At 69.6% G+C, this 14,532-nt stretch carries 13 protein-coding genes and 1 tRNA gene; 5 read left to right on the top strand and 9 right to left on the bottom strand.

What is annotated here, in order from left to right; all coding sequences use genetic code 11:
• Positions 1-15: 15 nt before the first annotated feature.
• From IFR14_RS09015 to IFR14_RS09005, 3 genes are all read left to right on the top strand, one after another.
• On the top strand, positions 16-492 hold the full coding sequence (locus tag IFR14_RS09015) for a DapH/DapD/GlmU-related protein (RefSeq protein WP_079002213.1): 477 nt from the start codon (positions 16-18) through the stop codon (positions 490-492).
• A gap of 106 nt (positions 493-598) precedes the next feature.
• Positions 599-2,005 (top strand): polysaccharide biosynthesis tyrosine autokinase, encoded by a 1,407-nt coding sequence (locus IFR14_RS09010; RefSeq protein WP_191940852.1) that lies wholly within the window; start codon positions 599-601, stop codon positions 2,003-2,005.
• Positions 2,002-2,613 (top strand): arsenate reductase/protein-tyrosine-phosphatase family protein, encoded by a 612-nt coding sequence (locus IFR14_RS09005; RefSeq protein ID WP_191940851.1) that lies wholly within the window; start codon positions 2,002-2,004, stop codon positions 2,611-2,613. The genes IFR14_RS09010 and IFR14_RS09005 overlap by 4 nt, the downstream gene beginning before the upstream one ends.
• A 109-nt stretch (positions 2,614-2,722) precedes the next feature.
• Here IFR14_RS09005 and IFR14_RS09000 read toward each other — a convergent pair.
• The 4 genes from IFR14_RS09000 to IFR14_RS08985 all read right to left on the bottom strand — a co-directional run bounded on the left by IFR14_RS09000 (position 2,723) and on the right by IFR14_RS08985 (position 6,278).
• Positions 2,723-2,794 (bottom strand) — tRNA-Gln (locus IFR14_RS09000).
• Between the two features lie 91 nt (positions 2,795-2,885).
• Entirely contained in the window at positions 2,886-3,806 is a 921-nt protein-coding gene (locus IFR14_RS08995; protein ID WP_191940850.1) for an NAD(P)/FAD-dependent oxidoreductase, read from the bottom strand.
• Positions 3,803-5,323: a glutamate--tRNA ligase gene (gltX, locus tag IFR14_RS08990; RefSeq protein ID WP_191940849.1), complete on the bottom strand. Its 1,521-nt coding sequence runs from the start codon at positions 5,321-5,323 to the stop codon at positions 3,803-3,805. Before gltX ends, IFR14_RS08995 begins: the two co-directional genes overlap by 4 nt.
• A complete protein-coding gene (locus IFR14_RS08985; RefSeq protein ID WP_342365670.1) occupies positions 5,316-6,278 on the bottom strand; it encodes a LysR family transcriptional regulator in 963 nt (320 codons plus the stop codon). The genes gltX and IFR14_RS08985 overlap by 8 nt, the downstream gene beginning before the upstream one ends.
• An 81-nt stretch (positions 6,279-6,359) precedes the next feature.
• Here IFR14_RS08985 and IFR14_RS08980 point away from each other — a divergent pair, with 81 nt between their 5' ends.
• Positions 6,360-7,433, top strand: coding sequence for an aminotransferase class V-fold PLP-dependent enzyme (locus tag IFR14_RS08980; protein WP_191940847.1), 1,074 nt, complete (start codon positions 6,360-6,362; stop codon positions 7,431-7,433).
• Positions 7,434-7,439: 6 nt separating this feature from the next.
• On the opposite strand, the gene IFR14_RS08975 is transcribed toward IFR14_RS08980, so the two are convergent.
• From IFR14_RS08975 to IFR14_RS08960, 4 genes are all read right to left on the bottom strand, one after another.
• Positions 7,440-8,204: a fumarylacetoacetate hydrolase family protein gene (locus IFR14_RS08975; protein ID WP_064296260.1), complete on the bottom strand. Its 765-nt coding sequence runs from the start codon at positions 8,202-8,204 to the stop codon at positions 7,440-7,442.
• A gap of 78 nt (positions 8,205-8,282) precedes the next feature.
• The gene (locus tag IFR14_RS08970; RefSeq protein WP_191940846.1) at positions 8,283-9,398 is read right to left on the bottom strand and encodes a branched-chain amino acid aminotransferase; all 1,116 of its coding nucleotides are present in this window, start codon (positions 9,396-9,398) and stop codon (positions 8,283-8,285) included.
• Between the two features lie 40 nt (positions 9,399-9,438).
• Positions 9,439-10,494, bottom strand: a complete 1,056-nt coding sequence (locus IFR14_RS08965; protein ID WP_191940845.1) for a 3-isopropylmalate dehydrogenase — start codon at positions 10,492-10,494, stop codon at positions 9,439-9,441.
• A 100-nt stretch (positions 10,495-10,594) separates the two neighbouring features.
• A complete protein-coding gene (locus tag IFR14_RS08960) occupies positions 10,595-12,118 on the bottom strand; it encodes an MFS transporter (RefSeq protein ID WP_446728077.1) in 1,524 nt (507 codons plus the stop codon).
• Positions 12,119-12,232: 114 nt separating this feature from the next.
• On the opposite strand from IFR14_RS08960, the gene IFR14_RS21180 reads away from it, so the two are divergent.
• A complete protein-coding gene (locus tag IFR14_RS21180) occupies positions 12,233-12,790 on the top strand; it encodes a TetR/AcrR family transcriptional regulator (protein ID WP_191940844.1) in 558 nt (185 codons plus the stop codon).
• Positions 12,791-12,898: 108 nt separating this feature from the next.
• Here the strand turns inward: IFR14_RS21180 and serA are convergent, their stop codons facing one another.
• Positions 12,899-14,491 (bottom strand): phosphoglycerate dehydrogenase, encoded by a 1,593-nt coding sequence (gene serA, locus IFR14_RS08950; protein ID WP_071260923.1) that lies wholly within the window; start codon positions 14,489-14,491, stop codon positions 12,899-12,901.
• Between the last annotated feature and the right edge of the window lie 41 nt (positions 14,492-14,532).

Genomic DNA, 14,532 nt, shown 5'->3' with positions numbered 1-14,532 from the left:
AGAAGGGGGTCACCCATGGCGAGAGTGTACGAAGAGATCGAAGGCCGGACCGGCGAGGTGGAACGGTACCGTCACCACCCGAACGGCAAGGGCATGGTCGCAGCTCGTGCACTGATCGATCCGTCGGCGTTCATCGAACGCACCACCTTCGTGGAGGCTGACGCGGACATCCGTGCCAACGCCTGGATCGGTGCCGGAACCTGGATCGACCGGTCCGCGGTGATCGGGGAAGGCGCCTTCATCGGCGCGAACGTCCACATCGGGGAGCGCTGTGTCATCGGACGCGGAGCGCGGGTCGGAAGCGACGCCCGTCTGGGTGCCGACGTCCAGGTCGCCCACGGCGCGAGCGTCGATCGGGATGCCAGGGTCGCAGACCGCACCGTGGTCGGCAGTGAACGACCCGTCATGACCGAACCGACGGTCCGTCAGACGAACCGCGCCCCGCGCCGACCTCGCGCGAACGGCACCGACCGGTTCGGCAAGGCCGCCTGAACGGCAGACCGCCCCACCACCGTCATGCAGGGCCCGGACTCGTGAGTCCGGGCCCTGCGTCATGTTCGCCGACGCGGCGGACATGCCAGACGACTAACATATCAGGATGGACCTGAAGGACTACCTGCGCATCCTCCGCCATCGTTGGCTGCTCATCGTCGCGATCACGCTGGGGGCCACCGCACTCGCCCACGGATACACGCTCATCACCAAACCCGTCTACCAATCGACGGGCCAGCTGTTCGTGGCCGTCACCGGTGGAGACTCCGTGGGCGACCTCAATCAGGGCAACACCTTCGCCCAGAGCCGCGTCGCCTCATACGTGATCCTCGCCACCGGCTCGACGGTGCGGTCCACGGTGGCTGACCGCCTCGACCTCGACCCCGCGTCGCTCATCGGGACGATCTCAGCGTCCAATCCCGCGCAGTCGGTCCTGATCAACATCTCCGCCGTCGACAGCGATCCGGTTGCAGCAGCCCGCATCGCGAACACCGCAGCCCAGGTGCTCGTCGACCTGGTCGACGATGTCGAGAGCGCCAACGAGGTGGGCTCCGCCGGTGCACCAGGTGATCCGACCCCGGTCGGGCTGACGATCGTGGAACCGGCGTCTCCACCCCGGTCGCCCGTTGCGCCGAACGTGCTGCAGAACCTCGCGGTGGGCGTCCTCACCGGCCTCGCCCTGGGCGTCGGGATCACACTGCTCATCGAGGTCCTCGACACCCGACTCCGTGGTCGTTCGGCGATCGAGAAGCTCACGGACACGAGCATCCTCGGCGCCTTCCACACGGAGCCCACCGACGCGGCGCAACTCATCCTCGGATCGACGGAGAGCTACAGCCGGCGCGCCGAGAGCTTCCGGCAACTTCGGACGCACCTCCAGTTCGCCTCCATCGACGGCGGACTCCGCAGCGTGATGGTCACGTCCTCGGTCCCGGGCGAGGGGAAGAGCACCACCGCGGCGAACCTCGCGCTCGTCCTCGCAGAGGCGGGGAACGCCGTCCTCCTCGTCGATGCGGACCTGCGCCGACCCCGCCAGCACGAGATGTTCGGACTCGAGGATGCGGTCGGGCTCACGACCGTGCTCACCGGCAGGATCAGCCTCGGCGAGGCCTCGCAAGCGGTCGACGGGGCGGGGCGTCTCGCCGTCCTCACCTCCGGCGAGCTGCCGCCGAATCCGAGTGAACTCCTCGGATCGGCGGCGATGGAGCGCGCGCTCTCCGAGATGGAACGCGCGTACGACGTGGTGGTCATCGACACACCCCCGCTCATCAACGTCTCGGACCCGACAGCACTGTCGACCCTCGCGAGCGGGGTCCTGCTCGTGGCGTCGGCCGACGGGCGATTGCACCGCGATCAGCTCCGGCAGTCCCTCGAGAACCTCAGCTTCGTCCAGGCGAAGCTCCTCGGGGTCGTCCTCAACCGCGTCGAGGTGGCTCGAGGAGAGCAGTCGTCGTCCTACGCGTACTACCACCGGACCGCCCCGACGCGTCGACCGCGGCGGACCACAGCATGAACACCCCGCTCGATCCGCCTCCGACCCGAATCCTGATGGTCTGCACCGGCAACATCTGTCGGTCCCCGTATGCCGAGTTCCTCCTCACGAGCGGGCTGGCGGAGGTCGACGCGTGCGGCTTCGAGGTGCGGAGCGCCGGGACGGGGGCGCTGCGCGGACACCCGATCGACGCCTCGAGTGCGGCGTTGCTCGGTCCGCTCGCCGCGACGGCCGCCGACTTCACCGCGACGCAGCTCACCGCCGACCTCGTGGCTCGACAGGACGTCGTCCTCACCATGACGCGGGAGCATCGCAGCGCCGTCCTCAGGTTATGCCCGGAGGCGCTGCGTCGAACCTTCTCCCTGCGTGAGTTCGCCCGGCTCCTCGACACCGTCGACTCGGGACGACTCCCCCGCCCTCGAGCAGGGCGCTGGAAGCATCTTGGCCCCGAACTGGCGGCCAACCGGACGAGCGCGCGACTCCCTGATCCGGCGCAGGACGACGTCGTCGACCCGTTCGGTCAGGGCCCGGAGGTCTTCCGTCGGATGGCCTCGCAGATCATCCCGGCCGTCGAGCGCATCATCGCATTCGAGCGCACATCCGTGGAGGAGGATTCGGAGCCGCGGTGAGAGACGTCGGTGGTTCGGCGGCGTCGCCAGCCCACGGAGCTGCACAGCACGCCGGAAACGACGAAGGCCCGCGATGATCGCGGGCCTTCGTCGTGGTGATGCTGTACTGCTGGGGTACCTGGACTCGAACCAAGAACAACTGAACCAGAATCAGTCGTGTTGCCAATTACACCATACCCCACTGTCAGAACCGAAGCCCCGACCGAAGAACAACACTAGCCTACGGAGGCGATCGTCTCAAATCGAGGCGTCCCGGGCGCGTCGCGGGTCACTCAGCTGGGGACGCCCGCGAGGTCCCGGTTGAGTGCTCGGGACACTCGAGCGCCGTTCCCGGCCGCGACGATGAGCTGCTGCGGACCGGGAGGCGTGATGTCGCCGGCGGCGTACACGCCCGGCACGGACGTGCGACCCCAGGCGTCGACCACGACGTACCCGTCGGTGTCGCGATCGAGTGAGAGCTGTTCCAGATATCCGAGGGGCGCGGCCCACTGCGGCCGCACGAAGCCCCCGGAGCGCGGGATGAGCGCACCGTCGGCGAGGCGGACACCGGTGAAGCCGTCGCGACCGCCGTCGAGCTCCGCGATCGCTCCGCGCTCGACCCGAATGCCCGCGGAGGCGAGCGCGGCCTCCTCGGGACCGGTGACGGTGTCGGTACCGTTCGTGAAGACGATGAGGTCCGACGACCACTGTGCGATGAGGATCGCCCATTCCGCCAGGTCCGTCGTCTCGCCGATGAGCGCGAGCGGCGCGTCGGCCTTCTCGTACCCGTCGCACTCGACGCAGCTGTGCAGATCCGTTCCGTAGAAGGCCCGCAGGTTCGTGACCTTCGGCAGCGTCTCCGTGAGACCGCTCGCGACGACGACCGTCCGGGTCACGACGTCGCGATCCGGTTCGCCGCGGACCCCCTGGGCGACGACGTGGAAGCCGTCAGCAGTCGCCTCGATCGACTGCACGGACGCGAACTGGACCTCCGCGTTCGCGTACGCGGCGACCTCCTCGCGCCCCATTCGCCGAAGATCCAGCGGAGCGATGCCGTCGCGGGTGAGGAAGCCGTGCGAGCGCAGCGTCGCAGCGTGCCGTGGGCGATTGCCGTCGAGCACGAGGATGCGCCGACGCGCGCGCGCCAGGTTCAGCGCGGCCGAGAGTCCCGCGGGTCCCGCGCCGACGACGACGACGTCGTACGAGTCGCTCATGACGCGAGGTGCGCGGAGAGCCGATCGAGTCGCGTGATCGATTCCGTCTTCCCGAGGATCTCGAGCGACTCGAACAGCGGCGGGGAGATCCGACGCCCGGACGCGGCGACGCGGAGCGGGCCGTAGGCGATACGGGGCTTCAGTCCGAGGCCCTCGATGAGCGCGCCGGCGAGCGCGTCCTGGATCGATCCGGCCGTCCACTCCGACTCGGGGACGAGCTCGAGGGCGCCGATGGACGCGGCGAGCACCTCGCCGGCGTTCGCCGGAAGCCCCTTGAGCGCGTCCTCCTGGTACTCGAGCTCCGCGGCACCGCGGAACAGGAAGCCGAGGAGCGCGGGGACCTCGCCGAGCAACGCGATGCGCTCCTGGACGAGCGGGGCGGCCTGCTCGAGCACGGCCTGCTGCGCCTCGGTGACGGGCTCGCCCACCACACCGGCCTCGACGAGGTACGGCGTGATGCGGCCGAGGAAGTCGGCCGGCTCCAGCAGTCGGATGTGGTCGCCGTTGATGGACTCCGCCTTCTTGAGGTCGAAGCGCGCCGGGTTCGGGTTGACGTCGACGACGTCGAACGCGGCGATCATCTCGTCGATCGAGAAGACGTCGCGGTCGCCGCTCAGCGACCATCCGAGCAGTGCGAGGTAGTTGATGAGCCCCTCCGGCACGAAGCCACGGTCGCGGTGGTGGAAGAGGTTCGCCTCCGGGTCGCGCTTGGAGAGCTTCTTGTTGCCCTCGCCCATGACGTACGGCAGGTGACCGAACCGTGGGACGAAGGTCGTGAGGCCGATGTCGATGAGCGCGTGGTACAGGGCGATCTGCCGCGGCGTCGACGGCAGCAGGTCCTCGCCGCGGAGGACGTGGGTGATCTGCATGATGGCGTCGTCGACGGGGTTCACGAGCGTGTAAAGCGGCTTGCCGTTCGGGCGCACGAGGACGAAGTCCGTGAACGACCCGGCCGGGAAGGTGATCTCACCGCGCACGAGGTCGTCGAAGCTGAGGTCGTCGTCCGGGACCCGCAGACGGAGCGCCGGCTCGCGGCCCTCGGCTCGGAACGCGGCGCGCTGCTCGTCGGTGAGGTCGCGGTCGAAGTTGTCGTACCCGAACTGCTTCGGCCGGCCGGCCGCCTCGTTGCGCGCGTCGATCTCGTCGGCGTTCGAGAAGCTCTCGTAGAGGTGCCCGGCAGCCGTCAGCCGTGCGATCACGTCGGCGTAGATGTCGCTCCGCTCGGACTGCCGGTACGGCGCGTGGGGTCCGCCGACGCCGACGCCCTCGTCCCAGTCGAGCTGCAGCCACGTGAGCGCGTCGACGAGCTGCTCGTAGCTCTCCTCGCTGTCGCGAGCGGCATCGGTGTCCTCGATCCGGAAGACGAGCTTGCCCCCCGTGTGCCGGGCGTACGCCCAGTTGAACAGCGCCGTGCGGACGAGACCGACGTGGGGCGTGCCGGTCGGCGACGGGCAGAACCGGACGCGGACCTCGGTGCCGGAAGCCGTGGAGAAGGGGTGCGTAATCGTGTCAGACATCGCCTGCCATCTTAGTCGCGCCGCCCACGGACGCGGCGATCCGCAGGAGTGCAGCGACGGCGGGGATACGGTCCGCGTGCTCGGCGCTGACGAGGTGGAGCGCCCGGTCGTCGTCGTTGCGTGTCGGCAGCACGACCACCTCGGTCGGCAGCTGTGCGGCCGCGAGCGCGAGGGTGGGTAGCAGGGCGACGCCGAGCCCGGCCGCCACCAGGGCGGTGACCGCGATCGCATTGTCGGTCTCGTGCGCGATGACGGGCTCGAAGCCGCTCGACCTGCAGAGACCGAGGAGATGACCTCGGCAACGCGGACAACCCGCGATCCAACGCTCACCGGCGAGGGCCGCGAGGTCGACCTGCCGATCACCGGCTCGAGCGTGGCCGACCGGGAGCACGAGGCGCATCGGGTCGGTGCCGAACCGGCGCACGCGGAGTCCGGCCGCGCTCTCCCGATGCGGGTCGTCCGGATCGCCCGGGTAGCTGAAGGTGATCGCGACGTCGGCTTCACCGGCACGGACCGCGGCGACGGCCTCCGGCGGTTCGGCCTCGACGAAGGAGACCCCGATCCCCGGATGCTCGTCGGCCAGGCGAGCGAGGAGCTGCGGCACGAGCATCGACGACGCCGAAGGGAAGGCGACGAGGCGCACCCGCCCACTCCGCAGCCCCGCGAGTGCCGCGACCTCCTCGGACGCCGCGCGCACCGCTCGGTCCACCGCAACCGCGTGTCCGGCGAGGATCGCACCGGCCTCGGTGAGGCGGACGCCCCGACCGACGCGCTCGACGACCGGCATGCCGAGCCGACGCTCGAGCCGGCGGAGATGCTGGCTCACCGCCGGTTGACTCGAGCCGAGCGCGTGCGCGGCGGCCGTGATCGACCCGGTCGAGGCGATGGCGCCGACGACGAGGAGGGAACCGGCGTCGAGGGCCGATGACGAGGGCTGCGGTGAGAGGGTGGACACCCTCGAAGCATAATCCCTCGTTATGGTTCTCATCGAAAGTCGGTCCTTGTCGTATGGATACCCGGCGAAGAGACTGGATGCATGAGCACCCTCAGCTTCCAGGAAGCCAGCGGATCCTTCCCATCCGCACCCGGCTACCTGGCCGCCTGCACGCTGGGACTGCCGACGATCGGCACGACGGACGCCATCATGGCCGACCTCTCCGCCTGGCAGGCGGCTCGAACCGATGCAGCCGCCTACGGCGCCGTCGTCGAGCGGGTGCGCGGCTCCTTCGCCGAGCTGGTCCACGTACCGGTCCGCTCGGTGGCGATCGGATCCCAGACCTCCGCCATGGTCGCCATGGTCGCGGCGTCCGTGCCGGACGGCGCCGAGGTCCTGTGCGTCGAGGGCGACTTCAGCTCGCTCGTCGCCCCGTTCCTCATGCAGGCGCACCGCGGTGTCCGTGTCCACCACGCGCCGCTCACCGAACTCGCCGCCCACATCGACGCCTCGACCTGGCTCGTCGCCTACTCCGCAGTGCAGTCCGCGACCGGCGCGGTCGCCGACGTGGTCGCGATCCGGGAGGCGGCGGCCGTCTACGGCGCGCTGACGCTCAACGACCTCACCCAGGCGGCCGGGTGGCTCCCCGTCGACGCCTCGGCCGACGACATCACCGTGTGCCACGCCTACAAGTGGCTCTGCGCGCCACGAGGCGTGGCGTTCATGACGGTGCGCGACGAGGTGATGGACCGCCTCCGCCCGAGCCAGGCCGGTTGGTACTCGGGTGACGACGTCTGGTCGTCCTGTTACGGCCCGTCGTTGCATCTCGCCGAGAGCGCACGACGGTTCGACGTCTCCCCCGCCTGGCAGGCCTGGGTCGGCGCCGAGCCCGCCATCGCCCTCTTCGCGGCGGTCGACGCCGTCGCCGTGTACGAGCACGACACCCGGCTCGCAGCGGCGCTCCGGGCGGGCATCGGCGAGAGCCGGTCGCTCCTCACCGGGACGGCCTCGGCCATCGTGACGTGGACGGATCCGGATGGACACGACCTCCGGGCGCTGCAGTCGGCCGGGATCACGGCATCGGGTCGCGCAGGCCGGGCGAGGGTCGCGTTCCACCTCTGGAACACCGACGACGACGTCGCAGCTGCGCTGACCGCTCTCGGTCAGCGCAGCTGACGCGGGTCAGGGCCGGCGGCCGGTGTTCCGCAGGATGCCGATGCCCGAGACCTCGACCTCGACGACCTGGCCGTCGGTGAAGGGTCCGACGCCGGCCGGCGTCCCGGTCAGGATGACGTCGCCCGGGAGGAGCGTCCAGACGGCGGATGCGTACTCGACGATCGCGCCGATGGAGTGCACCATGTCGGAGAGCGGGGCGTGCTGGCGGACCTCACCGTCGACGCGGGTCTCGATCGTCGCGCCGTCGAAGGAGAACTCCGTCTCGATGTAGGGGCCGAGCGGGCAGAAGGTGTCGAAGCCCTTCGCGCGGGCCCACTGGCCGTCGGACTCCTGGAGGTCGCGGGCCGTGACGTCGTTCGCGATCGTGTAGCCGAAGATGACCTCGTCGGCACGCTCCGCGCTGACGTTCTTGGCGACGCCGCCGATCACGATGGCGAGCTCACCCTCGAAGTCGATGCGCTCGGACTGCTTGGGGAAGACGACGGCGTCTCCCGGCCCGACCACGGAGGTGTTGGGCTTCAGGAAGAGCAGCGGCTCGGTGGGAGCCTCCCCACCCATCTCGGCTGCGTGGTCGTGGTAGTTCTTGCCGACGGCGACGACCTTGGAACGAGGGATGACCGGCGCGAGCAGGACCGCATCCGCGAGTGGGACGCGCTCCCCCGTCGGTTCGAAGCCCGAGTAGAGCGGATCGCCGTCGAGGACGACGAGATCCGCATCGTCGATGATGCCGTAGCGGATGGCCTGATCGTGACTGAAGCGAGCGATTTTCACCAGGCCAGCCTATCCCGAGGTGCGGCGGCGACACGGAAGCCCCGCACGAGGTGCGGGGCTTCCCAGGCTGCTCGGAGGCTACTCGGCGTCGAGACGCGTCATCCACCCGTGACGGTCGGGCAGGCGGCCGTACTGGATGTCGGTCAGTTCCTGACGCAGCGACATCGTGAGTTCGCCTGCCGGAGCATCGGCGTCGCCCACGGTGAAGTCCTTGGCCTTCAGCTGCGCGATCGGCGTGACGACCGCAGCCGTGCCGCAGGCGAACACCTCGACGATGTCGCCGCTCTCGACGCCCTCGCGCCACTCGTCGATCGTGACCCGGCGGCGCTCCACCCGGTGTCCGCGGTCCTCCGCGAGCTGCAGGATGCTGTCGCGGGTGATGCCCTCGAGGATCGAGTCCGATTCCGGCGTGACGAGCGTGCCGTCGCGCTTGACGAGGACGACGTTCATCCCGCCGAGCTCTTCGATGTAGGTCGCCTCCTGCGCGTCCAGGAAGAGCACCTGGGCGCACCCGTGCTCGTACGCCTCGGCCTGCGGGAGCAGGGAGGACGCGTAGTTGCCGCCGGTCTTCGCCGCCCCGGTGCCGCCCTTGCCCGCACGGCTGTAGTCGGTTGACAGCCAGATGGACACGGGGGTGACGCCGCCGGTGAAGTACGCGCCGGCCGGGCTGGCGATGACGTAGTAGTTGACCTTCTTCGCGGGGCGGACGCCGAGGAAGGCCTCCTTGGCGAACATGAACGGCCGCAGGTACAGGCTGGTCTCCGGCGCGGAGGGCACCCAGGCACCGTCGACGGCGATGAGCTGCTTGATCGACTCGACGAAGTACTCGACCGGGAGCTCCGGCAGCGCGAGCCGCTTGGCCGAGCGCTGCAGGCGGCGACCGTTGGCGTCGGGGCGGAACGACCAGATGGAGCCGTCGGCGTGACGATACGCCTTCAGTCCTTCGAAGATCTCCTGGGCGTAGTGGAGGACTGCGGCGGCCGGGTCGAGCGAGATCGGACCGTACGCCTGGACCCGTGGGCGGTGCCATCCACCGCGCTCGGACCAGCAGATGTCGACCATGTGGTCGGTGAAGTGCTGCCCGAAGCCCGGATCGGCGAGGATCGCGTCGCGCTCTGCGGCGGGGACGGGCTGCTCGTTGGGGGTCACGGTGAAGGCGAGTTCGCGCTGCGCCATGGGGAGGTTGATCGTCATGATGGTGTCTTCCGTCGTGATCTGCGTGTCTGGTGGGCGTCTACCGGTTCGCCGCGAGGGCCGCGATCGCATCGCCGACCTCGGTCGTCGTGCGTGCTGCGCCGGTGCGGGCGGCGATGTCGGCGGTGACGGCAGTGGCGACTCGCGCCGCCTCCGTCTCGAGCCCGAGATGCGACAGCATCAGGGAGACGGAGAGGATGGCGGCGGTCGGGTCGGCCAGCTGCTTCCCGGCGATGTCGGGCGCCGATCCGTGGACGGGCTCGAACATGCTCGGGTACGTGCCGTCCGGGTTGATGTTTCCCGAGGCCGCGAGTCCGATGCCGCCGCTGATCGCGCCGGCCAGATCGGTGAGGATGTCGCCGAAGAGGTTGTCCGTGACGATGACGTCAAATCTAGCAGGATCCGTGACGAGGAAGATGGTGGCCGCGTCGACGTGCAGGTAGTCGACCGCGACGTCGGGGAACTCCGCGGACACCGCGTCGACGACGCGCTTCCAGAGCGACCCGGCGAAGACGAGGACGTTGGTCTTGTGGACGAGGGTGAGCTTCCGCCGACGCGCGGCCGCAGCGGTGAACGCGTAGCGCACCACCCGCTCCACGCCGTAGGCGGTGTTGACCGACACCTCGTTCGCGATCTCGTGGGGCGTGCCCTGGCGGATCGCTCCGCCGTTGCCGACGTACGGCCCCTCCGTGCCTTCTCGGACCACGACGAAGTCCACGTCGCCGGGCTCGCTCAGCGGGCTCGGGACACCCGGGTACACGACGGTCGGGCGCAGGTTCACGTAGTGGTCGAGGCTGAACCGGAGCTTGAGGAGCAGCCCGCGCTCGATGTTCGCGTTCGCGAGCCGGGGGTCGCCGGGCACGCCGCCGACCGCTCCGAGGAGGATGGCGTCGTGCGAGGCGATCGCGGCGAGGTCCGCGTCGGTCAGCACGTCGCCGGTCTCGAGGAACCGCGCGGCGCCGAGCGAGAAGGGCGTCTGCTCGAACCGGACGTCGCCACCCTGCACCGCCGCATCGAGGACCTTGAGCGCCTCGCCGACGACCTCGGGACCGATCCCGTCGCCGGGGATGACTGCGAGCTTGACGGTGCGGGACATGCGACTCCTGAGGATGCGACGACGGTGTGCGCCCAGCTTAACGCCTCCGACCTCGGGTGGATCGTGCCACCCGTCTCCGGGTGGCACGATCCACGGAGCCCTACCGGACCCGGCGCAGACCGATCGCCGCGACGAGCATGGCGGCCACGATGAGGCCGACGCCGATCCACGCTGCGACACCGACACCGCTGTCGAAGGCGTGCCGCGCGGAGTCCATGAGTGCGCCCGCGAGGTCACCGGGCAGCTGCTCGGCGACCGTCGCCGCACCACCCAGGGTCTCCCCCGCCGCCTGCTGCTGGGCGGCGGTCAGTCCGTCCGGCAGGACGACCGAGGAACGGTAGGACGCGGTGAGCACCGTACCGAGCGTCGCCGTGCCGAGCACCGCGCCCAGCTCGTAGGCGGTCTCGGAGACACCGGACGCCGCACCGGCCTTCTCCGGCGGCGCACTCGCGATCACGAGCTCGTTCGACACCGTCTCGGCGGAGCCGATGCCGAGCCCGAGGGCGACGAACGCGAGGCCGATCCCGAGGGCCGAAACGTCTCCCCCGGTGATCGCGATGGAGGCGTATCCGACGGCGGAGACGACGAGTGCGATCGGGACCACGATGCCCGGACGGACCCGCTTGGAGATCGGCACGATCACGAGGCCGGCGATGATCATCACGATGAGGCCGGGGAGCAGGACGAGCCCGGCGTCGAGCGGCTGCAGGCCCAGCACCAGCTGCAGGTGCTGCGACACGAAGAACAACCCACCGACGAGCGCCGTCACGCTCAGCAGGTTGATGACCACGGCGCCGCTGAACGAGGCCCGCCGGAACAGGCTCAGGTCGAGCAGCGGGTGCTCGAGGCGGAGCTGACGGCGGATGAACAGGACGCCACTGACCACGCCGACGACCATCGAGACGACCGTGAGCAGGTCGAAGCCGGCTTCCGCCAGGTGCTTGATGCTGAACACGAGTGGCGTCATCGTCAGGAGGATGAGCAGGATGCTCGGCACGTCGATGCGTCCGGGGTTCGGGTCCTTCGACTCCGGGATGAGGAAGGGTGCGAGGACGACGAGCGGCAGGAGCACCGGAACGGCGAGGAGGAACACCGCACCCCAGGCGAAGTGCTCGAGGATGATCCCACCGACGATCGGCCCGAGCGCGCTGCCGGCGGCGAACCCGCTGGCCCAGACGGCGATGGCGAACCGTCGCTGGTCGCGGTCGAGGAAGATGTTCCGCAGCAGCGAGAGCGTCGACGGCATGAGCATCGCTCCGAAGAACCCGAGTGCTGCCCGAGCCGCGATCAGGAGCTCGGCGCTGGGCGCGAACGCCGCGGCGACGGAGACGACGCCGAACCCGATGGAACCGATGAGCAGGAGGCGACGACGACCGATGCGGTCACCGAGGCTGCCCATCGACACGAGCAGGCCGGCGAGCACCAGCGGGTAGATGTCGACGATCCAGAGCAGCTGCGTCCCGGTCGGGGTGAGCGCGCTCGAGATCGCGGGCAACGCGAAGTTGAGGACCGTGTTGTCGACCGACACCAGCAGGACGGGGAGCATGAGGACGGCGAGCGCGAACCAGGCTCGCCGACCGGCACGGGGAGCGGCGACGGCGGTGGGTTCGGTGGCGGTGGACACGATGACCTCTTTCACAGCGTGGAGAACGGCGCCGGTCGGGCGCCGTCCGCTCGACTATACCGTCCAGCCGGTATAGTATCAATCCGAATCCGACGAGCCGAATACGATGGAGCCATGGCGAAGCAGACCGCAGCCCGAGAACGCGTCCTCGACGCCTTCGCCGAACTCCTCATCGAAGAGGGCGAACGCGCCGCCACCCTCGACGCCGTCGCCGCGGTGGCCGGCGTCTCCAAGGGCGGACTGCTCTACCACTTCGGCAGCAAGGAGGCGCTCGTCGATGGCCTCATCGACCGGCTCTCGGAGATGAGCGAGGCCGACACGGCGCGGATGCTCGCGGCCCCGGAGGGCGTCGTCGAGTACTTCGTGCGCACCTCCGTCGACTGCGGCACCCCGTTCGACCGGACGATCATCGCCGTCGCGCGGCTGGCACAGGGGCAGCACGCCCAGGCGAGCGGCGCGATGGCGGACATCCGCCGGAGCTGGTTGCGCACGGTGGAGGATGCCGTCGGCGACCCGGACACCGCCCGCGCCATCGTGCTGATGTGCGACGGTCTCTACGCCAACACGGGGCAGCTCGGCATGGGGGTCAGCGATCCCGATGAGGGCAGCGACGAGGCGATCGAGCGGCTCCTGGCCGTCATCGCGCGGCTGCTTCCCGCAGGCGGGCGCTGAGCCGGGACACCCCGCCCGGCGCACCGGAACAGCCTCGGCGTCTCGGCCTGCAGACGACGATGCCCCGCACCGGACGGCGCGGGGCATCAGGTCGGAGCAGCGGTCGGGTTACTGCTCGGTGATGTCGATCTCGCGGAGCAGCGTCGCGTCGATCGTCTCGCGGATGACCTCGAGGACGTCGTCGGCGACCGGCGAGTCGACCGTCAGGACGCTGAGCGCCGGGCCGCCGGCCTCGTGACGGGCGATCTGCATGCCCGCGATGTTGATGCCCGCCTCGCCGAACCGCTGACCGTAGACGGCCACGATGCCGGGCCGGTCGGTGTAGACCATCACGATGTGGTGCTTCGCGAACGGCACCTCGACGTCGTAGCCGTTGATCTCGACGATCTTCTCGGTCTGCTTCGTGCCCGTCAGCGTGCCCGACACCGAGATCTGCGATCCGTCGCTGAGAGCTCCGCGGAGCGTGATGACGTTGCGGTACTCCTCGCTCACCTCGTCGGTGAGCAGGCGCGTGACGACACCGCGCTGCTCGGCGAGCAGCGGGGCGTTCACGTACGAGACCGTCTCGCTGACGATGTTCGTGAAGATCCCCTTGAGCGCGGCCAACTTCAGCACGCTGACGTCGTACCCGCTCAGCTCGCCGTGGACCTCGACGTCGACGCTCGTGAGCGACGAGGTCGACAGCGCGGCGAACACCTGCCCGAGCTTCTCGACGAGCGGGATGCCGGGACGGACGTACGGGTCGATCACGCCGCCGGCGACGTTGACCGCGTCTGGAACGAGTTCGCCGCCGAGCGCGAGGCGCACGGACTTGGCGACCGAGACGCCGGCCTTCTCCTGTGCCTCATCCGTCGACGCACCGAGGTGCGGCGTCACGATGACGTTCTCGAGCCCGAGCAGCTTCGTGTCGGTGGGCGGCTCGCTGACGAAGACGTCGAGGCCGGCACCGGCGATGACGTTGTTGGACAGCGCCTCGTACAGCGCGTCCTCGTCGATCAGGCCACCGCGGGCGACGTTGACGACGTAGGCCGTCGGCTTCATGAGCGCGAACTGCGGGCCGGCGATCATGCCCGTCGTCTCCGGCGTCTTCGGCATGTGGATGGTGATGAAGTCGGACTGCGCCAGCAGCTCGTCGAGCGTGACCAGCTGCACCCCGAGCTGCTGTGCACGGGCGGACGTGATGTAGGGGTCGTACGCGATGACGTTCGTGCCGAACGCCTGCAGACGGGCAGTGATGAGGGCACCGATACGACCGAGGCCGATGATGCCGATGGTCTTCTCGTACAGCTCGGTACCGGTGTACTTGGAGCGCTTCCACTGCCCCTGGGCGAGCGCGGCGTGCGCGGCCGGGATATGGCGGGCGAGGCTCAGGATGTGGCCGACGGTGAGCTCGGCCGCGGAGATGATGTTCGACGTGGGCGCGTTGACGACCATGACCCCGGCCGTCGTTGCCGCCTTGATGTCGACGTTGTCGAGACCGACACCCGCGCGCGCGACGACCTTCAACCGGGTGGCCGCCTGGATGGCCTCCTCGTCGACCTTGGTCGCGGATCGGACCAGGATGGCGTCGGCGTCGGCGATCGCCGCGAGCAGAGCCGGGCGGTCCGTCCCGTCGACGGAGCGCACGTCGAAGTCGGGCCCGAGGGCGTCGACGGTTGCTGGTGAGAGTTCTTCGGCGATCAGTACGACCGGTTTCGACACGGAACGGTTCCTTCGCAGTAGCAGTGGGGTGGGCAGCGCGT

It is taken from the genome of Plantibacter sp. CFBP 8775 (assembly GCF_014839505.1).
Classification (GTDB): Bacteria; Actinomycetota; Actinomycetes; order Actinomycetales; family Microbacteriaceae; genus Plantibacter; species Plantibacter auratus.
This window is presented reverse-complemented; position numbering and strand designations above follow the sequence as displayed.